This window comes from Mucilaginibacter sp. SMC90 (assembly GCF_022811725.1).
Taxonomy (GTDB): Bacteria; Bacteroidota; Bacteroidia; order Sphingobacteriales; family Sphingobacteriaceae; genus Mucilaginibacter.
In genome coordinates, this window is the sequence record NZ_CP094527.1 from 4,858,376 (window position 1) to 4,878,466 (window position 20,091).

At 41.5% G+C, this 20,091-nt stretch carries 21 protein-coding genes; 13 read left to right on the forward strand and 8 right to left on the reverse strand.

Going from position 1 to position 20,091, the window contains the following annotated elements; all coding sequences use genetic code 11:
- The first annotated feature begins 192 nt into the window (after window positions 1-192).
- On the forward strand, window positions 193-912 hold the full coding sequence (locus MTO98_RS20380) for a hypothetical protein (protein ID WP_243480833.1): 720 nt from the start codon (window positions 193-195) through the stop codon (window positions 910-912).
- 147 nt (window positions 913-1,059) lie between these two features.
- On the opposite strand, the gene MTO98_RS20385 is transcribed toward MTO98_RS20380, so the two are convergent.
- The 3 genes from MTO98_RS20385 to MTO98_RS20395 form a co-directional block, all read right to left on the reverse strand.
- Window positions 1,060-1,563, reverse strand: a complete 504-nt coding sequence (locus tag MTO98_RS20385; RefSeq protein WP_243480834.1) for a peptidylprolyl isomerase — start codon at window positions 1,561-1,563, stop codon at window positions 1,060-1,062.
- Between the two features lie 12 nt (window positions 1,564-1,575).
- Window positions 1,576-3,597: a thioredoxin domain-containing protein gene (locus tag MTO98_RS20390; protein WP_243480835.1), complete on the reverse strand. Its 2,022-nt coding sequence runs from the start codon at window positions 3,595-3,597 to the stop codon at window positions 1,576-1,578.
- 262 nt (window positions 3,598-3,859) lie between these two features.
- Entirely contained in the window at window positions 3,860-4,018 is a 159-nt protein-coding gene (locus tag MTO98_RS20395; protein WP_243480836.1) for a hypothetical protein, read from the reverse strand.
- Between the two features lie 201 nt (window positions 4,019-4,219).
- Between MTO98_RS20395 and MTO98_RS20400 the strand changes: the two genes are divergently transcribed.
- Window positions 4,220-6,184 carry a M1 family metallopeptidase gene (locus tag MTO98_RS20400; protein ID WP_243480837.1) on the forward strand — a complete coding sequence of 655 codons (1,965 nt, stop codon included), beginning with the start codon at window positions 4,220-4,222 and terminating at the stop codon, window positions 6,182-6,184.
- A gap of 114 nt (window positions 6,185-6,298) precedes the next feature.
- Here MTO98_RS20400 and MTO98_RS20405 read toward each other — a convergent pair whose 3' ends face one another.
- Entirely contained in the window at window positions 6,299-7,462 is a 1,164-nt protein-coding gene (locus MTO98_RS20405) for a hypothetical protein (protein WP_243480838.1), read from the reverse strand.
- Between the two features lie 345 nt (window positions 7,463-7,807).
- Between MTO98_RS20405 and MTO98_RS20410 the strand changes: the two genes are divergently transcribed.
- Complete coding sequence (locus tag MTO98_RS20410) at window positions 7,808-8,167, forward strand: two-component system response regulator (RefSeq protein WP_110585230.1); 360 nt, start codon at window positions 7,808-7,810, stop codon at window positions 8,165-8,167.
- A gap of 45 nt (window positions 8,168-8,212) precedes the next feature.
- Here MTO98_RS20410 and MTO98_RS20415 read toward each other — a convergent pair whose 3' ends face one another.
- Window positions 8,213-8,773, reverse strand: a complete 561-nt coding sequence (locus tag MTO98_RS20415; protein WP_243480839.1) for an NADAR family protein — start codon at window positions 8,771-8,773, stop codon at window positions 8,213-8,215.
- 357 nt (window positions 8,774-9,130) lie between these two features.
- On the opposite strand from MTO98_RS20415, the gene MTO98_RS20420 reads away from it, so the two are divergent.
- The 3 genes from MTO98_RS20420 to MTO98_RS20430 all read left to right on the forward strand — a co-directional run bounded on the left by MTO98_RS20420 (window position 9,131) and on the right by MTO98_RS20430 (window position 12,468).
- Complete coding sequence (locus tag MTO98_RS20420) at window positions 9,131-11,416, forward strand: ATP-dependent helicase (RefSeq protein WP_243480840.1); 2,286 nt, start codon at window positions 9,131-9,133, stop codon at window positions 11,414-11,416.
- A 167-nt stretch (window positions 11,417-11,583) separates the two neighbouring features.
- The gene (locus MTO98_RS20425) at window positions 11,584-11,952 is read left to right on the forward strand and encodes a helix-turn-helix domain-containing protein (protein ID WP_243480841.1); all 369 of its coding nucleotides are present in this window, start codon (window positions 11,584-11,586) and stop codon (window positions 11,950-11,952) included.
- A gap of 219 nt (window positions 11,953-12,171) precedes the next feature.
- Window positions 12,172-12,468, forward strand: a complete 297-nt coding sequence (locus MTO98_RS20430; protein ID WP_243480842.1) for a hypothetical protein — start codon at window positions 12,172-12,174, stop codon at window positions 12,466-12,468.
- A 25-nt stretch (window positions 12,469-12,493) separates the two neighbouring features.
- On the opposite strand, the gene MTO98_RS20435 is transcribed toward MTO98_RS20430, so the two are convergent.
- Window positions 12,494-13,924 carry a tetratricopeptide repeat protein gene (locus tag MTO98_RS20435; RefSeq protein ID WP_243480843.1) on the reverse strand — a complete coding sequence of 477 codons (1,431 nt, stop codon included), beginning with the start codon at window positions 13,922-13,924 and terminating at the stop codon, window positions 12,494-12,496.
- A gap of 567 nt (window positions 13,925-14,491) precedes the next feature.
- Here MTO98_RS20435 and MTO98_RS20440 point away from each other — a divergent pair.
- The 7 genes from MTO98_RS20440 to MTO98_RS20470 all read left to right on the forward strand — a co-directional run bounded on the left by MTO98_RS20440 (window position 14,492) and on the right by MTO98_RS20470 (window position 18,438).
- Window positions 14,492-14,653 (forward strand): hypothetical protein, encoded by a 162-nt coding sequence (locus tag MTO98_RS20440; RefSeq protein WP_243480844.1) that lies wholly within the window; start codon window positions 14,492-14,494, stop codon window positions 14,651-14,653.
- A 51-nt stretch (window positions 14,654-14,704) separates the two neighbouring features.
- Complete coding sequence (locus tag MTO98_RS20445) at window positions 14,705-14,848, forward strand: hypothetical protein (RefSeq protein WP_243480845.1); 144 nt, start codon at window positions 14,705-14,707, stop codon at window positions 14,846-14,848.
- 34 nt (window positions 14,849-14,882) lie between these two features.
- Window positions 14,883-15,035, forward strand: a complete 153-nt coding sequence (locus MTO98_RS20450) for a hypothetical protein (protein WP_243480846.1) — start codon at window positions 14,883-14,885, stop codon at window positions 15,033-15,035.
- 74 nt (window positions 15,036-15,109) lie between these two features.
- On the forward strand, window positions 15,110-16,486 hold the full coding sequence (locus MTO98_RS20455) for a hypothetical protein (protein ID WP_243480847.1): 1,377 nt from the start codon (window positions 15,110-15,112) through the stop codon (window positions 16,484-16,486).
- Window positions 16,487-16,535: 49 nt separating this feature from the next.
- Complete coding sequence (locus tag MTO98_RS20460; RefSeq protein ID WP_243480848.1) at window positions 16,536-16,703, forward strand: hypothetical protein; 168 nt, start codon at window positions 16,536-16,538, stop codon at window positions 16,701-16,703.
- A gap of 122 nt (window positions 16,704-16,825) precedes the next feature.
- Window positions 16,826-18,196: a dipeptidase gene (locus MTO98_RS20465; RefSeq protein ID WP_243480849.1), complete on the forward strand. Its 1,371-nt coding sequence runs from the start codon at window positions 16,826-16,828 to the stop codon at window positions 18,194-18,196.
- A gap of 104 nt (window positions 18,197-18,300) precedes the next feature.
- On the forward strand, window positions 18,301-18,438 hold the full coding sequence (locus tag MTO98_RS20470; RefSeq protein ID WP_243480850.1) for a hypothetical protein: 138 nt from the start codon (window positions 18,301-18,303) through the stop codon (window positions 18,436-18,438).
- A 52-nt stretch (window positions 18,439-18,490) separates the two neighbouring features.
- Here the strand turns inward: MTO98_RS20470 and MTO98_RS20475 are convergent, their stop codons facing one another.
- A complete protein-coding gene (locus MTO98_RS20475; protein ID WP_243480851.1) occupies window positions 18,491-18,946 on the reverse strand; it encodes a GNAT family N-acetyltransferase in 456 nt (151 codons plus the stop codon).
- Between the two features lie 4 nt (window positions 18,947-18,950).
- Entirely contained in the window at window positions 18,951-20,048 is a 1,098-nt protein-coding gene (locus MTO98_RS20480; RefSeq protein ID WP_243487944.1) for a mandelate racemase/muconate lactonizing enzyme family protein, read from the reverse strand.
- Window positions 20,049-20,091 lie beyond the last annotated feature (43 nt).

Here is a 20,091-nt window from a genome sequence, read left to right on the forward strand (position 1 = left end):
TGACCCTAAACTATGAAAAAACACTTAAGCTTACGTTTATAGGCATTCTTTTTTTATCAACTGCATATGCCCGGCCGCTACTTAAGCGCAGGGTACTGTGTTAACCTCGAAGCCAGAGCATAATTTGTATTCCGCTTTTTTTGGAGATACGTTAAACGCTGTTATATATTTACAACAATCTATAACCCTGCATTGAAAAAGCTTATTTTAACTTTTATATCGATAGTATATATCGGCAGCGCGTTTGCGCAAACCAAAGATACAGCACCCGGAAAAACCGGCCCTGAAACGGTTATTGTAAAACGTCGCCTAACCGATTCGGTGGTGGAGCGGTTTAATGTACAGAAAATTAACAAGGGCATACGGCAAGGCTTATACCAGGCCCTTTATCAAAAAAATTATGCGCTGGCCAGTGGCTATTATGATAACGATAAAAGGACCGGTGTCTGGCATTTTTTTGACAACCGCGGGCACCTGGTACAAAACTTTGATTACAAGACCAATCAGATCACTTATGAAGCGCCCGAAGACAGTACCTCAAACCTGCAGTATTTTGTGGATTTAAAACTTAATGATACCGCCCAAACAACCAAGCCTGTTAAAGTAGGGGGCAGGTTTTTTGGTTATCTCCCTTATCTGAACCTGTTTAAGCTTCCACCTGAGTTAATGAACCTCAATCCTAATGTATCGTTTGGTGCTGTAGAACTGCTGATCAGTCCGCTTGGAAGGCTTGCGTCATTCAAAGTACATGTATACAGTGGCTCTTTTGAAAAAACATTTAACATGAGCATTAACGTACCGGATCCTGCCGACAAGATTTTTATACCCGCTACAGTGAACGGCGAAGCCGTTAGCTGCCGGGTATTAATCAAATGCGCATTCAGGAGCGATGGTGGGCTGGAGTTTTATTAGTACCAGCAGCTGACAGCCCCTCTAAATCTCCTCCGAAAATGGGGGACTTCTCATTAGCATGATAAATAAAAAAGGTCATCTTACTTATCGCAAGATGACCTTTTTATTTAAAGCCCTCTTTCTTTAGGGGAGGGCTGGGTGGGGTTATTAGTGATCGTGATGACCATCCGGGCCGTGTGCGTGGCCGTGTGATAATTCTTCGGGAGTTGCCGGGCGTACGTTAAGGATATTACCTTTAAAGTGCAGTTCCTGACCAGCCATTGGGTGGTTAAGGTCAACAATAACTGCATCTTCGGCAATTGAAACTACCATAGCCTGGAAACGGTGGCCCTGGTTATCCTGTAAAGGCAAAATGCTGCCAATTTCAGGCATTTCGGTTCCCTGAAACATTTCTTTCGGCAGGTTAGCTACTGCTTCTTCATCATATACACCGTAAGCATCTTCCGGAGATAAGCGAAACTCATAGCTATCGCCTGTTGAAAGTGTGCTTAGATTGTCTTCAAATTTAGGCAGCATCTGGCCTGCACCAAATAAAAAGGTTAGTGGTTGTTCCTGGGTAGTACTTTCTACCAATGTTTCGGTACCTGTGTTTTCGCGGTCTACGTACAAATCGTAGGTTAATGATACTACGTGCTGAGGTGCAATCTTCATTATAAATTGTTTTTAGTTGTAAAATCTGGCTTCAACTTCATTAAGGGCGTCGGCCGGGTTATTAGCAGGTAATCCGCAGGTTTTATCTTTACAAATAAAAATTTGTGTTGATACACCAAACTTATCCTGCAACAAAGGTAAACTTCCTGCATTACCGCCCAACATAATTTTATTGGGGATGTAATTATTTTCCATTTCCTTTCTGAAATCTTCGGCACCGGTACCTGTTATCGCAATTTCATTTACGCCAAATACCTCATCAAGCAATAGCATTACCCAGTTTGAATAGGCCGAGCCATATTTTGGTAATTGCGGCATTACATTGCGTAGTAACTGCGCCGAAACTTCAGTATACTCTTCGTTATCAAAAAGCAAGCCTAACTTTTTAAGCACGCGCGCCATAACCGAATTTGATGCCGGAATCACACCGTCCATGATCTCTGATTTACGGGCTATCAATTGCTCGTCATCATCGGCAGTGAAAAAGAATATCCCTTTAGTTTCATCGTAATAATGCGCAAGAGCAGTATTTGCAAGCTTGCGGGCCTGCAGCAGCCAGTCCTCATTAAAGGTAACTTCATACAGCGCAATAAGGCCGTCAATGATATTAGCGTAATCATCCAAAAATGCAACAGGATTACCCTGCGACGATATGGCACTGTAAACCCGTGATAGCCTGCCATTTTGACCCAGCAGGTTATTTAAAATAAACCCGGCATTATTTAGCGCAAGTTCAAGGTATTCTGGTTTGTTGAAAGCGCGGTAAGCATCGGCAAGCCCCTTCAGCATTAAACCATTCCACGATGCAAGGATTTTATTATCCAGTCCTGGCCTTACACGCCGTGCACGTGCTTCAAATACCTTCTGTTTTGAAGCTCCTATTTTGGCAGACAGTTCATTAACAGCAATCCCTAATTTTTGCGCCAATTCATGATCACTATCTTTACGGAATAATACATTAGACTCTTCCTCTTCCCAATTCCCATCTTCGGTAATATTGTAGTAGATACAGAACAGTTCAGCCTCATCCCCCAAAATTTCTGCTATCTCACTTTTGGTAAAAATGTAAAATTTGCCTTCTTTGCCTTCACTATCGGCATCAAGGGCAGAATAAAAACCATATTCGGGCGACATCAACTCAAGCGTACTGAAAGTGACGATCTCATCAACAACCTGCCCGTACAATTCATCAGGCTGCCAGGTGTAAGCTTCGGCATACAAACTGATAAGCTGAGCATTATCATACAGCATTTTTTCAAAGTGTGGTACATGCCAAAGCCCATCAACCGAGTAACGGGCAAAGCCACCGCCAACATGATCATAAATACCACCGAAAGCCATTTTATGCAGTGTAAGTTTTACCTGTTCAGCAACCTCATCGTCTTTCATTAAATAAGCATAGCGCATCAAGGCCTGCCAGTTATTGGGCATCGGAAATTTGGGGGCATTGCCGCTGCCTCCCTCCCGCTTATCAAAATAGCGCTTCCAGTTACTGACAATAGTTTGCAGATCCTCTTTGGTATACCTGGCCTGGGCCTCTACAAATTCAATCGACTCATATTTTTGGATCCCCTCGGTAAGGCGAACGGCATAATCCTCGGCTTCTTCGGGTTTTTGTTTATAAAAATCGGCCAGGTTAAAAAGCAGCGATGTCCAGTCGTTTTTACGGAAGTACGTACCGCCGTAAATAGGTCTTTGATCGGGCAGGCAGATGCAGTTAAGCGGCCAGCCGCCCCTGCCGCTCATGAGTTGCACGGCACTCATATAAATCTGGTCAACATCGGGGCGCTCTTCCCTATCTACCTTGATACAAACAAAATATTCGTTCATTACAGCAGCCACGGCTTCATCCTCGAAGCTTTCGTGCTCCATCACATGGCACCAATGGCAGGCTGAGTAACCAATACTAACCAGGATCAGTTTATTTTCGGCCCTGGCTTTATCAAGAGCTTCTTTACCCCAGGGGTACCAGTTAACCGGGTTATTGGCATGTTGTAATAAATATGGCGATGTAGAGTTGGCCAAACGATTCATAAGCTATGTATTTGATGCAAAAATGCAGATATAATTGCACCTGTAAGTTAAATGGTAATTATTTAGAAAAGTTTTACGAGAAGGGTGGTATTTATAAGCGTTATAAAGTGAGAGTATTTCACGCAAAGGCGCGAAGACGCAAAGTTTCTTTCTTAGCGCCTTCGCGCCTTTGCGTGAAATATCTTTTTGTTCACTCAGTATCGCTCGAAGAGACCCCTGAGGTTCGCAGACCCAGATGGGACTTTAAATAAGAATCAAACACTTATGGCAGCAAATACTTGTACACAGAAGGGCGTGCCAAATCGATCACCTCTTTAGTAACTTTTACTAATTGCGATTCAGTTTTTTTACTGGGTTCAGCATTTGAGTTGCTATCATTTTTACTAATACCCTTGTTTAAAAGGGTATGATTAGTTTCCATGTTATATTGTGTTTATACCAAAACACATTTATTCTGATAAAATATCCGTCGGCGTTTAATGCTGCGACGAAAAGTAACATCCCCATTACAACCCTAACCTAATATGTCAAAATCACTTATATCCAACCCTTTCGGCATCTAAAATTATCAAACTCACAAATTATTTCCCTTTATTTGCCCCCTTGTTATCAAAAATTTAAGATGAACTGTTTAAAACTGAATTATTTATTATGCGCTGTGGCGCTGATGCCGTTAACGCAAACGGCATCTGCTCAAAGTACCGATACTACAAAATACAATCACCAGGACCTTTTTGGCCCTATTACCTGGCCGGTTACCAGTGGCGGCACACGCTCTGCTGCTGGCAAACCTTCACCGGCTTACTGGCAAAACAAAGCTGATTACCAAATTAAGGCCTCACTTAATGAAGGCAAAGACACAACCATTACCGGCGAGGTTAAAATTACCTATACCAACAACAGTCCGGACAAACTGGATTACCTGTGGCTGCAGTTAGATCAAAACCTGTTTAAACCAGATTCGCGCGGGGCAGCGGTTACTCCTTATACCGGCGATAGGTTTGACGTTCGCGGGTTTAGTCGCGGAGGTTATCATATTGCCTCGGTTGAGGTTACTTACAAAGGCGAGACTTACAAAGTTGATCCGATCATCACTGATGCCCGCATGCAGCTACGCCTTAATGCCCCTATGGACGGCAAAGGCGAAAAAATAGAGATCAAGGTAAATTACGATTTCGCGATCCCTTTTTATGGTGCCGACCGTATGGGCCGCAAAAAATTTAAACAAGGCTATGTTTACGAAATTGCTCAATGGTATCCACGCATGTGCGTTTATGACGATGTAGAAGGCTGGAACACCCTGCCTTATATGGGATTAGGCGAGTTTTATTGTGAATATGGCGATTTTGACTATTACATCACCGCTCCTGCCAATAAAATAGTGGTTGGCTCGGGCGATTTGCAAAACCCGGAAGAAGTGCTTACCCCTGCTCAATTAAAAAAACTGGAAGAAGCCCGCAACAGCGATAAAACCGTAACTATAATAAGTGCAGCAGAGGTTGGCAAAGGTTCAACCCGGCCATTTAAGGGCACACTTACCTGGCACTTTAAAATGCAAAACACCCGCGATATTGCCTGGGGAGCATCTGATGCATTCATTTGGGATGCCGCAAGGGTTAATTTCCCATCGGGGCGTAAGGGCATTGCGCAGTCGGCTTACCCACTTGAAAGTTCCGGTAAAGATGGCTGGGGCCGCTCAACCGAATACCTGAAAAACAGCATGGAAATTTATTCAAACCTATATTTTGAATACCCATGGAACTCGGCAGTAAACGTATCAGGTGTAGCATTAGGCATGGAGTATCCTGGTGCTATTTTTTGCTTAAGCAATCTTAAAAATGGCGACCTTTGGGGCGACGTTACCCATGAAATAGGTCATAACTGGTTCCCGATGATTGTAGGCTCAAACGAGCGCAAATACATGTGGCAGGATGAGGGTTTCAATACCTTCATTAACGAATATGCTACCAAGGAATTTAATAAAGGCGAGTATGCTGAAAAAAGCGGTTCGGCACAAAATGTATTGGCTGGTTATCGCAACAGCAAAGATCCACTCATGACCCCTCCTGAGGCTATCGGACTTAGAGATTACGGTCAGTATTACAACAAAACTGCTTTAGGTTTGGATATTTTACGCAACGTAGTACTCGGTCCCGAGCGTTTTGATTATGCTTTCCGTGAGTATGTTAAAAACTGGGCATTTAAACACCCGCTTCCATATGATCTTTTCAGGGCAATTAACGATGCCAGCGGCGAAGATCTGAACTGGTTTTGGAAGTCATGGTTCTTCACTACCTGGAAACTTGACCAGGCTATTACATCGGTAAATTACATTAAAGGCGACCCGGCGGGCGGTGCTATGATCACCCTAACGAATAACGAAAAAATGGCAATGCCTGTTGATCTTAAAATTGTTCAGGCCAACGGTAAAACAGAAACCCTTCATTTACCGGTAAATATCTGGCAACGTGACGGCGTTTGGAAATTTAAATATCCTTCAACATCGGCCATTAAAAGCATAGAGATTGACCCTGACCACCAACTGCCAGACGTAGATCTGAAAAACAACATTTACAGGGGAGAGTGATTTTGATTTCGGATTTGGGAATTTCGATTTCGGATTTATCCGGGGATTAGAGATTAGAGGAAATTCTAAAAGGCGATGAGCGTTTGGGCTCATCGCCTTTTTTATGGCCGCTTTTCAATCAAAATCAACCTGGCTAAAATTTGTTTTAACAACAATGTTCCTGCTTGCGCTGCCTTTGCCTAAACGACCTTTATAATTTTTAACCGGGGTATCGGCCATTGGGTTGGCAACTAACTTAATATGAGGATCGCGGCTGTTCAAACGTCCGTAACAGGCGCTCATATCAAAATCTGCATTTAACCCCGCAATCTTACCGAATTGTACGCTGGTATATGCAGCATTTACATTTAACGTTTTTATATGTTTGTCGATATTATCAATCCTGAGTTGCTTGCCGAACTTTACGCTAATGTTAGCCGTCGAATAAACTTTCCCTATCCGCGCCGGCCCATAGGTTACGCTCGCATTAAAATTATTCCCTTCATTAAGGTTGAGACCGCCATGCAAAATTTCAAGTTTGGTACCGCTAAATGATTCTATATTGGCGTTGCCAAAATTTAATTTTACGTTGTTAAGCGGATTGATCAATCTTTTTGCCTCAAGGTTACTATACAAGCTGTTTAGCATCAGCTTCCCTTCAAAATCGGGCAGAATAACAGCTCCATAACTGTTACTCACGTTCAAAGCATTTTTTGACGGCATAAACACCACATAATTGATCTCTATTTTTTTAAGATGAGGTTTGTCCTCCCCTTTCCATAACACATTACTGTTTCCGCCGTTATCACCAATAGTTGTTTTAAAGGATACTGAGGCTTCTTTCCTGCTATCAATCACATTGATTAGCTCTAAAAAGTTTCGTGCGTCGGCTTGCTTATCAGCATAAATTTTCACCTGTACTTCCACGCTAAACTCATTGCGGCTCCAGGTATTAATTTTCACTTCGCCAAAACGGTTATCGATCATCAACTCATCCAATTTGCCCGCAGTATAGGTTTTACTATATTTTTTTGAGGCTATTTTTAATGCACCATAGTCGATTTCACCATCAGTATAAGCATCATCGTAAATGATCGCTGTAAGCTTAGAAACCTCCGGCACAGGCATGATTCCAACTGCACCGCTGCCAAGCGTATCGGGTTCGTTTGGGCCGTAAACCGCAGTATTATCGATTTCCGTTTTATCAGCCATCTGGGCGACACTTTTGTTTGCAACAGCAACAAAACAGATCAAAAACATCAAGCCAAGGTTAAATTTCATTTTGGTTTTGCAGATCATATCCGTCAGGTTATATACTGCAAATGACACCCAACTTTTTGATGCGTTGCATCCGCATTAGTAAATAACACCAGCAATCATCTTAACATTATTATTACAATGCGGTTATCCAACTAACTATCAGTTGTTTCTATTGCAAAAAAGCATCCGAAATAATTATCTTTACAAAAAGATAAAATACTTTAAAATTGTATCATATCTAACTGTTAATAAGGAACATATCAGTAAAATAAACCTATATTAACTTCAATTAAACATCAGGGAATATTTTTAATTATAAAACATTTTGTTTATTTGCTACATTAAAGGCTAATAGCAAATACACCATAATTAGCATTTTTATCTATGGCAAAAAATATACTCATAATTGAAGATGATGCCGAAATTTTGCGGGTACTTGAAACAGTATTAACCTTTCATGATTTTGAGGTTACAGGTCTTGACCGCACCGATGATATTATTGCAGCCGTAAAAAATTACAATCCCGACCTGGTATTAACCGACTATATGCTGCCCGGCCTCAATGGCGGCCGCATTTGCCAGCTTATTAAAGGCAACGAAGATACCCGGCATATCCCCGTGATCTTGATCTCGGCCTACCATGAACAGGCCATAGCCCTGGTTAATTTTGGTTATGATGCTTTTGTGCCAAAGCCTTTTGATGTAAATAAGCTGGTGAAAACCATCAATAGGTTTTTGAATTGAAGACCAGCTTAATTAAAAGCAATTCCCCATAAACCTAACAAAATACTACTTAGCAGCTTTCAAAGTATCCCTTACTTCCATCAGCGCAAATCCTAACAGGTTCAATCCACGCCAGGTATCAGGATGCTGTGCTTTGGGATTATCCCCTCCTAAACCTATGCCCCATATCGTGTCTGTCGGGCTCGCCTCAACTAAAACGCGGTCTCCGGTAGCCAGCAGGTAATCGGCAAAAAGCTTGCTCTGGCCAAATTTGTGAATATTGCCCTGCTTAACTATTTCGTAACGTTGTGCTTTCCATACCTGATCATCAAAGTTTCGTACTTCCCGGCCAAGATCTTTGGCTTCGCCGGGCTTAACGGCTTCAATAATTTTATCGTGAATTTCGGTATCGTTAAACAACAAAGCTTTTTTGGCCATCATCCAATGTTCAGCGGTGCGATAGGTTATCCCTTCAACGGTAAAAGGCAATTCATACCATTGGCTGAAACAAAATTTCCCTACCTGTTCGCCGGGTTTCGGGCTGTGGCCCCAAAAGAAAAGATATTTAACCGGTTTCTTTTGTTCAAACTCTTGAGTGAGCCATTGTTTATCATAGTGCTGTAGCATGGATTAAAGCTATAAAAATTTTGTTTAACGGTATTAAATATCTTTCACTACGCGATACAATCGCGAAACCAGGTTAAGCACACATCACAGATGAGCGCAAGGATAAAAATGAAGTAAAAAAGAAACCCAAATCTAAAACCCGTCTTTAAAAAATCAGCGTAATCAATGCAATCACCTACATCAACAGTCAAAATCGGTGTAATCAAAAAATAATCGGTGTAATCCCAGAAACAAAAATCATACTCTGTAATCCCAACAAAAAAACCAAATCCGAAATCTCAAATTCGATATCCGAAATCCTTTCCCCTTTCGCCCCAAAACCTTAATTTCGCTGCCTCATAGAAAGAGGAAAAGATTTTGGATTATTTACAGGGTTTAAATCCCGAACAAAGGGCAGCAGTTGAACAAACTGAGGGGCCGGTGATGATCATTGCCGGTGCCGGATCGGGCAAAACACGTGTTATTACCTATCGCGTGGCACATTTGATACGCAAGGGTGTTGATTCATTTAACATACTGGTGCTAACCTTTACCAACAAGGCCGCCCGCGAAATGCGCGAGCGTATTACGCACGTTGTTGGCACCGAAGCCAAAAATATATGGATGGGCACCTTTCACTCGGTGTTTGCCAAAATATTACGTGTAGAAGCCGAAAAAATTGGCTACCCCAGCAATTTCACCATTTACGACACCGACGACAGCAAAAGTGTTTTAAGGGCCATTTTAAAAGAAATGAACCTTGATGATAAGCTATACAATGTAAACTTTGTGCTCAACCGCATTTCGGCATCAAAAAACAACCTGATCTCCTGGCAGGAATATAACAAAAACGAACAGATCCAGGCCGACGACTTTTCGAGCGGACGCGGACAAATGGGCAAAATTTATGAGATGTATGCAACCCGCTGCTATCGTGCCGGTGCCATGGATTTTGACGATTTGCTGTACAAAACCAACGAACTGCTTAAACTGCACCCCGATGTATTAAACAAGTACCAGCACAAGTTTAAATACCTCATGGTTGATGAGTATCAGGATACCAACTTTTCGCAGTACCTGATTGTTAAAAAGCTTGCTGCCGTTAACGAAAACCTGTGTGTTGTAGGTGATGATGCTCAAAGTATCTACGCTTTCCGCGGTGCCAACATCCAAAACATCCTCAATTTTGAGAAGGATTACCCGGATCTGAAAGTGTTTAAGCTTGAGCAAAACTACCGCTCAACCCAAAACATTGTGAATGTGGCCAATAGCATCATCCGCAATAATAAAGACCAGCTTAAAAAGAACGTATTCTCCGAAAAAGAATCGGGTGAAAAGATCAAGGTAATGCGTGCCTTCAGCGACAACGAAGAAGGTAAAATAGTAGCCGAAGCCATTATGCAGGATCGCAGCTCGAACGGGCTTAAATGGTCGGCATTTGCCATACTATACCGTACCAACGCACAATCACGCTCAATGGAGGAAGCCCTGCGTAAGCTGGGCATCCCGTATAAAATATACGGTGGTCTTTCATTTTACCAGCGTAAGGAAATTAAGGACCTGATATCATATTTCAGGCTCACCTTTAACCCTAATGATGAAGAAGCTTTAAAACGCGTTATCAACTATCCTAAACGCGGTATAGGTGATACCTCGGTTGATAAGATCATTGTAGCTGCCGACCAGCACGGTATAACACCCTGGGAAGTGATTGTTGAGCCGGGAAAATACCTGGAAGGGAAAATATCAGGCGCAGTGGCCAATTTTGCTACCATGATCCAAAGTTTCCAGGTGCTTACCAAAACCAAATCGGCCTATGAATCTGCCTTATATATTGCTCAGCACTCGGGCTTATTGAAGGATTTGTATGAAGATAAATCGGTAGAGGGACTTAACCGTTACGAAAATATCCAGGAGCTTTTAAACGGTATCAAGGAGTTTTCGGAGCGTGAGGATATTGAAGAAAAAGGCCTTGATATTTTCATGCAGGATGTAGCCCTGCTTACCAATGATGACAAGGATAAAAACAAGGATGCCGAAACGGTATCGCTCATGACCATCCACTCGTCAAAGGGCCTCGAATTTCCGCAGGTTTATGTTGTGGGGCTCGAAGAAAATCTTTTCCCTTCACAAATGTCCCTTAACTCGCGCAGCGATTTGGAGGAAGAGCGCCGGTTATTTTATGTAGCCGTTACCCGTGCCGAAAGTAAGCTGCATATCAGCTACGCTACCTCGCGTTTTAAGTTTGGAACACTCATTAATTGCGAGCCAAGCCGCTTTTTGGATGAAATAGACGCTAAATACCTTGAGCTTGACTATACTGCCAAACCCGCATCAGGCAGCAACCCATTTTTTGACGACGAGCGCAAAGCCTGGAGCAGGGACAAGCAGCCTGATACATTTTCAAAGCCCAAACCGGCGGCAGCTGCACCTGTAAAAACCACTTCCATTTTGGCTAAAGCCCATGTACCTTCGGCTAATTTCAAGCCATCTGACACCTCCGGTTTACAGGTAGGTATGGAGGTTGAGCACGAGCGTTTCGGCTTTGGTAAAGTGATATCTTTGGAGGGCAATAAGCCCGATATAAAGGCTACTATCTTCTTTAAAGAGATTGGCCAAAAGCAGTTATTATTGAAATTTGCCAAGCTTTACATCATTCAGTAAACATAAACTGAGAGTTAAAAATCCCTACTTTGAGGAATTGATTCCCCAGCTCTCACCACAACTAATCGTTAAATTGCCTTTATAACACAAATTTAAAGGTAATTTAATGATGGCATACCATTTGGATTGTATAAGTATCCCCTTTCCTTAATTAATATTTAATTGATATGAGCGATACTGTAAAAAAGAAAACAAACAAATCCGTTGGTAAAAACATCCGGACATTACGCCACCAGCATGGATGGAGCCAGGAAGATGTGGCTAACCGTTTGGGCATCTCTATTCCTGCATTTTCAAAAATTGAAACCGGGGTAACCGATATTAACTTATCGCGCCTTGAGCAAATAGCTAATATTTTTGAGGTTAACGTTGTAAACATACTGGCCCTTGATACCGAAGAGGTTGACATGAAGCCGTCGAGCTTAAGCGTTGCGCAAAAAAAGCTTATAGACCGCGAATCAGAAATTGCCAATTTGCAACGTAAGGTAATACTACTTTATGAAGAGTTGCGTAACAAAACCAGTGTGGCTGTTTAAATGTGTGCTGTAAATCTTACAGTTTACAGATAGTGTACATTGTTTGCTTCGCATTGGTGTCCTGTTTTATTTAACCAATTAAATACCAGTTAACATTATTTAATAAAAGGAAACACAATTAAAAATTCGCAATTTTATATCGGCTAATTTATCGATAATGAGCGTTTTATGATGATTTTGGAGTAATAATTGTGGCGTACAAATTATAAATCAAATTGTATGTCAAATTATCTTATCTCGATATCAAAAAATGAAACCTTAACCGATGGTATTATTCATGATCCTAAAAGTAAGTTAAAAATCAAGGCATTTGATTTATTGAGGGCCCGTTTTAAACCAAGCCAGGGTGAGGTTAGATTTTTTGTAACTGCAGGTAGTGAAACCCTTGCCTTTGAAACCCAAGGGTATGATAAGCATAGGCAGTTACTGGTTTTACAAATGATATCGTGGTATTGTATCTATCTTGGCCTTATAGAGGCACAGATACACTCAAGCTTGCCTGTGCATTTTGTTTAGCAGTGAAGATGGTATCAAATACAAGCTAAACCCTGGGCGGGTTATGTAACATGTCACTCATTTCGATGATCTTCTCATCAATTTCAGATACGCACTTATCCATCATATCCAAACATTCGGCCTGGTCAACCAGGCCTTCTTTTTCCAGGTTAATCAAGCCGCGTAAAGTAGCTATAGGCCCCCTGATTTGATGGGACAGGTAGGAAGAATGCTCAGAAAGCTTTTTATTTTTCAATTGCAGATCCTTGGTTCGTTCATCAATGATCTCTTCAAGGTGATGATTTATCCGGTCAAGATTATCCTTCTGTCGTGATACCTCGCCGTTTAACAACGTAAGCTGCGCGTTGGTTTTAGCTTTACGTTTCACATTGCTGATAAGCAAACCAATTACCACAAGCATCAAACCGGCAACTACAGTTACCGCCCAAAACTTCGACCGGTCATAGGCCTGGCGCTCAGCAATCCGCTCGTTTTCTTTCACCTGCTCTTCCTGTTTGCGTTTAGCCTCAACTAAATTCATTTGTGCCGATACGTTGGTTTTGTAGGTAGTACTGTCCAGCGTGTAAATTTCGCGCAATAACACTATCGCACGCCCGTAGTTCTTTTTGTTATATTCAAGCTCGTAAGTGGTGTATTTATAATCATAGTCAAGCTTAGGGTCCTTTACCAATTGGGTATAGGCAGTGCCCTCCTGCACCATTTTTTCTGCATTTTTAAAATCGCCCTTGGTCATATAAAGCGCTGCAAGGGTAAGATCAACACTGGCTACCGACTCATTCAAATCCCCTGCTTTTGCACCTGCGTTGGCCTCAAGCAGTAAACTTAGTGCCTTGTCATAATCTTTAAGCTTAAAATAAATAACACCGCGATTTTGCAAACACTGGATCATGTTTATCGTATCGTGGCGCTTTTGAAACATAGGAAAGCTTTTGTCATAAAACTTAAGCGCCATGTACAAATTATTTTTACGCGTGTAAACGTTGCCTATGTTTAGATATAATGATCCAAGTAGTTTAGTATCATTTATTTTTTGGGCTATCTCCATGCCCTTATTAAGATAATCAAGAGAGCGTTCATAATCATGATCACGAAACAAGATCCCGATATTATTATAAACACTTGCCTCGCCTTTGAGGTTATTGTTGCGGGTAAAATATGAAAGTGAATTAAGGTAATTTTCTATAGCTTTTTCGGGCTGATCCAAATAGTATTTACCTATACCAATAACACGGTAAGCTTCTGCAATGCCATCAATATAATTTAGCTTAGTTGACAGCTTGAGGGCCCTGTTTGCATCTTCAACAGTTTGCTGCGGATTTGTCAGCCTGTTTTTATACGCATTAGCATTTATGGTTATAACCTCATTGGTGTCTTTAGCAGCAACATCAATCATATCATTCGCGTATACCGATAACGATAATAAAAGGAATAATATAAATGTGCCGATTTTTTTCATTAAAACACTTCTACGTTCTGTTGGGGTGAAAGTTATAAAATAATGCTGAATTATATTTAATGTTAAGAATAAAAAACCGTGTGGAAAATTATTTCTATATTTTTTTAACTAATTAAAAAAACATATTTATATTTGCATCGTTAAATAACTGATATACAATGTATTAAATACACAAATACCGCCATAAAACAGCATTTCAAAAAGCTTATAACCAATTAAAATAAATAATTAAACATATATGCAAAATATGCGATATGTTTATAATTTGTATATCAAATAAGCGAAATAATGTGAAAAACGTGCAACAAATTGTATACCATACCAGTAACCAACCGGAATGATATTACATTTAAAATTAGTAATTTAACGGAATAATTAATAACGTAAAATACGAAACAGGGAGTTTTTTTTACAAATTTTAAAACAAACAAATTTTAAAAAACAGAGAGTAAAATCAGGCTTTTAAAATATTTGTGATAAGTTTTCAATAAGCTTAACGAGTTTTATTAAATACTCACTATCGTATTAATTTAAAAAATAGAATAATAAATACAATAATTAATCAATATGAAAAAAACAGTGTTTTTCGTACTCCTTACCGCAGGCGCCGGAGTACTGTCATCGTCATCAGTTTTGTCATCGTCGGCAAAAAAAGATGCGCAGCCAACAGCTGTCAATTTCACAAAAACATCAACGGGTTTTAAACGTGACCTGGGAAGTGCCGATTGAAATTCGCTCAAAATCATATTTACAATTCAACATCGATAATATCACACGATCATGAAAAAAATAATCACTATCGCTTTAGCAGTTTTATTTACAGGAGTGATTTCATCCTGCAAAAAGGAAAGCCCAAAAGTTGAGTTTGCCAACCTCCATTTATTCACAACAGGCTATAAAAGGGACTTGGGAAGTGCTGACTGATTTATCTATTCAAGATCAATAAACATAAAACAACATGAAAAAATTCATCCTCATAACAACAGTAATACTTAGCGCAGGTGCATTATCATCAGCTACAAACAAAAATGAAAACAAACAAAAATTTGTCATTGAACCGGTAAACTCATTAACAACCGGCTTTAAAAGAGATTTAGGCAGCGCCGACTAAGAAAAAGCAACATCATACAACAGAGATATATCAAACAAAAAATATTTACGTACCCCCACACATTAAAAAACATCATGAAAAATTTAACACTGATAGCAACTTTAGCATTAAGCACCATATTATCAACAGCAACATTGGCAAATGCCGCCAACGGTCCTCAACCAAAACGTGATTTAGGATCTGCCGACGCTCGCGGCCCTCAACCAAAACGCGATCTTGGTTCTGCTGATTTTGCTCGTGGTCCTCAACCAAAACGCGATCTTGGTTCTGCTGACTTTGCTCGTGGCCCTCAACCAAAACGTGATCTTGGTTCTGCTGATTTCGCTTTCGGTCCTCAACCAAAACGCGATCTTGGTTCTGCTGACTTTGCATTCGGCCCTCAACCAAAACGGGATCTTGGTTCTGCTGATTTCGCTTTCGGTCCTCAACCAAAACGCGACTTAGGTTCTGCTGATTTCGCTTTCGGTCCTCAACCAAAACGCGACTTAGGTTCTGCTGATTTTGCTCGTGGCCCTCAACCAAAACGCGACTTGGGTTCTGCTGATTTCGCTTTCGGTCCTCAACCAAAACGCGACTTAGGTTCTGCTGATTTCGCTTTCGGCCCTCAACCAAAACGTGATCTTGGTTCTGCTGATTTCGCTTTCGGTCCTCAACCAAAACGTGATTTAGGTTCTGCTGACTTCGCATTCGGCCCTCAACCAAAACGCGACTTAGGTTCTGCTGACTTCGCTTTCGGTCCTCAACCAAAACGCGACTTAGGTTCTGCTGACTTCGCTTTCGGTCCTCAACCAAAACGCGACTTAGGTTCCGCTGATTTTGCTCAGTCTGGTCCTGGCCCAAAAAGAGATTTAGGTTCTGCTGATTTTGCTCAATCTGGTCCTGGTCCAAAAAGAGACTTAGGTTCTGCTGATTTTGCTCAGTCTGGTCCTGGCCCAAAAAGAGATTTAGGTTCTGCTGATTTTGCTCAGTCTGGTCCTGGTCCAAAAAGAGATTTAGGTTCTGCTGATTTTGCTCAATCTGGTCCTGGTCCAAAAAGAGATTTAGGTTCTGCTGATTTCGCTCAGTCTGGTCCTGGCCGAAAAAGAGATTTAGGTTCTGCTGATTTCGCTCAGTCTGGTCCTGGTCCAAAAAGAGATTTAGGTTCTGCTGATTTCGCTCAGTCTGGTCCTGGCCCAAAAAGAGATTTAGGTTCTGCTGATTTCGCTCAGTCTGGTCCTGGTCCAAAAAGAGATTTAGGTTCTGCTGATTTCGCTCAGTCTGGTCCTGGCCCAAAAAGAGATTTAGGTTCTGCTGATTTCGCTCAGTCTGGTCCTGGTCCAAAAAGAGATTTAGGTTCTGCTGATTTCGCTCAGTCTGGTCCTGGTCCAAAAAGAGATTTAGGTTCTGCTGATTTTGCTCAATCTGGTCCTGGCCCAAAAAGAGATTTAGGTTCTGCTGATTTCATGGCATAATCGCCCTTAAAAAACAATAAACACCTCACATCATAAAACTGTTAACAACATGAAAAAATTTATCATAGCAGCAGCGGTTTTAATAGCCACAGGCCTTACCGCCGTTTCATTAACCCACAAGGAAGCAAAACAAGAAGTTAAAATAAAAGTTGAAAAAACTGAGTTTACTACCAAAGCGGTAAATGCTCCAAAATCAGATCTGGGATCGGCAGACTAATGATTAATTAGCGATTTAGTGAATTGGCGAATTAGTGATAGCTGTTAAAAAAATCACGCACCAATAAACTAATGAACAAGTGAACCAATGAACTAACTATATTTGCTGCAAACAATAATATTATGCAGCACATAAAGCAATATGTTGAGCAAAACAAGCAGCGTTTACTTGATGAGTTATTTGACCTGTTACGTTTAGCATCGGTTAGTGCCGACCCAAAATACAAACCTGAAGTATTAAAGACTGCCGATTATGTGGCAGCAAAGCTCCGGGATGCCGGAGCCGATAATGTTGAAATTTGCCAAACCGCCGGCTACCCCATTGTATACGGCGAAAAGATTGTAGATGCATCAAAACCTACTGTATTGGTTTATGGGCATTACGATGTACAACCACCGGATCCTTTGGAACTGTGGAAAACCCCGCCCTTTGAACCAACCGTTCGCGATGGCAAAATATATGCCCGCGGTGCCTGCGACGATAAAGGCCAGTTTTACATGCATGTAAAAGCTTTTGAGCTAATGATGCAAACTAATACGCTTCCCTGCAATATCAAATTTATGATTGAGGGAGAAGAAGAAGTTGGTTCATCAAATCTGGGCATCTTTGTAAAAGCGAATAAAGAAAAACTTAAAGCCGATGTAGTGCTGATCTCCGATACTTCGATGATCAGTATGGAGCACCCATCTCTTGAAACCGGTTTGCGCGGCCTTTCTTATCTTGAAGTTGAAGTAACCGGCCCTAACCGCGATCTGCATTCGGGGGTTTATGGCGGCGCAGTAGCCAACCCTATTACTATCCTGGCGCAAATGATTGCCAGCCTGCATGACCAGAACAACCACATTACCATTCCCGGCTTTTATAACGATGTAGTGCCACTTACCGAGGCTGAACGCAACGCCCTGAACAGCGCACCTTATAACGAAGCCGAATACAAAAAAGACCTTGACGTTGCCGAACTCTGGGGTGAAAAAGGGTACAGCACATTTGAACGTACAGGTACCCGCCCAACCCTTGAATTAAATGGTATTTGGGGCGGTTACATTGGCGAAGGGGCAAAAACGGTATTACCTTCAAAAGCAAATGCCAAAATATCTATGCGCTTGGTGCCCAACCAAACTTCAGAAGCGATAACCAAATTATTTACCGATCACTTTTTAAGCATTGCCCCACCAAATGTTAAAGTAAAAGTAACGCCTCATCATGGAGGCGAACCTGCTGTAACGCCTACCGATAGCGTTGCTTATCGTGCGGCGCAAAAAGCCATTGCCGAATCGTTTGGTAAAGAACCCATCCCAACCCGTGGCGGTGGCAGTATTCCTATTGTTGCCTTGTTTGAAGCCGAGCTTGGTTTAAAAACTGTATTGATGGGTTTTGGGCTGGATAGTGATGCCTTGCATTCGCCTAACGAAAAATATGATATTTACAATTATTATAAGGGCATAGAAACCATTCCGCTGTTCCACAAATATTTTGCCGAGTTATCACTTTAATGTCATGATGCCTTAATTTGCACACTAAGGGTAGTTATTTTTTGATTTGCGTAAAACAAATAATAAATTTATGATATTATCTTATCATACAAAACATAACAACCATGGCAACTAAAGAATTGGACAAAGAAAAGACCGATGCATCTAAGCAGTTGCGCGATCAAAAGTCGTCAAAACAGGAAAAAACAAACGCAGCTAAAGCGTTAAGCGGAAGCAAAATGAAACGAAAGCCCCTGTTATAAGATATTTTATGACACCCCATGAGCCGGTAAGCAAAACTTACCGGCTCTTTTTTTATACGCGTATCCGCATTTCAATCATACGTTTTTCAAACCCGGCTTTTTCATAAGCCTTAATAGCGCCGATATTATCATTATAAACCTCAAGTCTTATTTCGGCCAGGCCTTGTTTGCCTGCCCATTTCTTAAGTTCTTCAATAAGTGCTTGATTTACACCTTTACCACGATACGCAGGCAATACGTACATAAAGCCCAGGTAGGCATAGTTTTCAAAGTCATAATATGTATCCGGGTTGTTTTTAATACGGGCATATCCGCTGCCTGCAATCTTTCCGTCAATTTCGGCCACTAAAACCTCTGCTTCGAGCGAGGCAATAAATGCTTTGAGATCATAGTAACTGATATCGCCGGGCTTAAGTGTGCTATCAAACGGCCGTTCGGTATTTATAATTTCCTGTTCAAACTGTAGTAAAACAGGCAAATCTTCAATGGTAGCTTTTCTGATCAGCATGAGGTTAAATAGTAAATCGTTCACAATCTGTCAGGAAAGCTTCATCAGCATCAGCACCAATTCCCGGCGCGTCATCAATAGTTAAATAATATCCATCGTACACAGCCCCGCCAATGCAGGGGTCAACCAGGTGGCCTAATTTGCATGTATCCATATCATAAAACCGGATATTGGGACAGGCGTATACAAAATGCAGTTTAGCACTTAGGGCTATACGGCTTTCCAGCATCCCGCCCATCATACAGGGAATGCCATATGAAGCAGCCACATCATGGATCTTTTTGGCTTCGTAAATCCCTCCCGACTTAGCCATTTTGATATTGATATAATGGCAGGCCCCGGCGTTGATTTGCTTGCGGGCGTCATGGTGATTATAAACACTTTCATCGGCCATGATCTTAACGGGCGATAACTGCATCAGTTCGGGCACCCTGTCGTCATACCACGTACGTATCGGTTGCTCGCAAAATTCAATATCGTACTGTGCGATAGACTGCAGTGCAAAAACGGCTTCGTTAAAACTCCAGCCCTGATTGGCATCAATGCGGATCTTCATAGCCGGCCCAACAGCTTCGCGAATTTGTTGAATGCGCTCCACATCTTCTACTACATTTTTACCAAGCTTTACCTTTAAAATATTTGCACCCGAGGCCTTAAAATCAAGGGCCTTTAGCGCCATGGTATGATGCCCGGCTATACCTATAGTAATATCTGACTCTACAACACGCTTTTCGCCACCCAAAAACTGGTATAAAGGCAAGCCCGCATTTTTGGCGGCTATATCAAACAAAGCATTATCAAAAGCACTTTTTATAGTTGTATTACCGGCAGTAAAACTATGCAGCTCCTGCAACCGCGCTTCTATATCAAGCGCATTCTTGCCTTTCCATAACCGGGCAAACTCACGCGCCATAATCAGGCAGGTATCCTGTGTTTCGCCAACAATCATCGGGAAAGCCGAGCACTCCCCTACACCATAAAAACCGGCATCGGTATGTACGCGGATAAAAACATTTTGGGCATCGGATAAAGTCCCCGTGGCTATGGTAAACGGCTCCATCGGGATACTGAAGCGGTAAATATCTATATGAGTGATGGTAATTTGCTGATTTTCCAAATTGTAAATGTTTAAAAGCTAAATTAAA

Bases quoted from the DNA above. Each gene is read 5' to 3' on its own strand.
- MTO98_RS20445 (WP_243480845.1), top strand. From the start codon at position 14,705: ATGAAAAAAATAATCACTATCGCTTTAGCAGTTTTATTTACAGGAGTG.
- MTO98_RS20450 (WP_243480846.1), top strand. From the start codon at position 14,883: ATGAAAAAATTCATCCTCATAACAACAGTAATACTTAGCGCAGGTGCA.
- MTO98_RS20460 (WP_243480848.1), top strand. From the start codon at position 16,536: ATGAAAAAATTTATCATAGCAGCAGCGGTTTTAATAGCCACAGGCCTT.
- MTO98_RS20405 (WP_243480838.1), bottom strand. From the start codon at position 7,462: ATGATCTGCAAAACCAAAATGAAATTTAACCTTGGCTTGATGTTTTTG.
- MTO98_RS20390 (WP_243480835.1), bottom strand. From the start codon at position 3,597: ATGAATCGTTTGGCCAACTCTACATCGCCATATTTATTACAACATGCC.
- MTO98_RS20430 (WP_243480842.1), top strand. From the start codon at position 12,172: ATGTCAAATTATCTTATCTCGATATCAAAAAATGAAACCTTAACCGAT.
- MTO98_RS20385 (WP_243480834.1), bottom strand. From the start codon at position 1,563: ATGAAGATTGCACCTCAGCACGTAGTATCATTAACCTACGATTTGTAC.
- MTO98_RS20435 (WP_243480843.1), bottom strand. From the start codon at position 13,924: ATGAAAAAAATCGGCACATTTATATTATTCCTTTTATTATCGTTATCG.
- MTO98_RS20410 (WP_110585230.1), top strand. From the start codon at position 7,808: ATGGCAAAAAATATACTCATAATTGAAGATGATGCCGAAATTTTGCGG.
- MTO98_RS20425 (WP_243480841.1), top strand. From the start codon at position 11,584: ATGAGCGATACTGTAAAAAAGAAAACAAACAAATCCGTTGGTAAAAAC.
- MTO98_RS20465 (WP_243480849.1), top strand. From the start codon at position 16,826: ATGCAGCACATAAAGCAATATGTTGAGCAAAACAAGCAGCGTTTACTT.
- MTO98_RS20455 (WP_243480847.1), top strand. From the start codon at position 15,110: ATGAAAAATTTAACACTGATAGCAACTTTAGCATTAAGCACCATATTA.
- MTO98_RS20415 (WP_243480839.1), bottom strand. From the start codon at position 8,773: ATGCTACAGCACTATGATAAACAATGGCTCACTCAAGAGTTTGAACAA.
- MTO98_RS20470 (WP_243480850.1), top strand. From the start codon at position 18,301: ATGGCAACTAAAGAATTGGACAAAGAAAAGACCGATGCATCTAAGCAG.
- MTO98_RS20400 (WP_243480837.1), top strand. From the start codon at position 4,220: ATGAACTGTTTAAAACTGAATTATTTATTATGCGCTGTGGCGCTGATG.
- MTO98_RS20395 (WP_243480836.1), bottom strand. From the start codon at position 4,018: ATGGAAACTAATCATACCCTTTTAAACAAGGGTATTAGTAAAAATGAT.
- MTO98_RS20440 (WP_243480844.1), top strand. From the start codon at position 14,492: ATGAAAAAAACAGTGTTTTTCGTACTCCTTACCGCAGGCGCCGGAGTA.
- MTO98_RS20475 (WP_243480851.1), bottom strand. From the start codon at position 18,946: ATGCTGATCAGAAAAGCTACCATTGAAGATTTGCCTGTTTTACTACAG.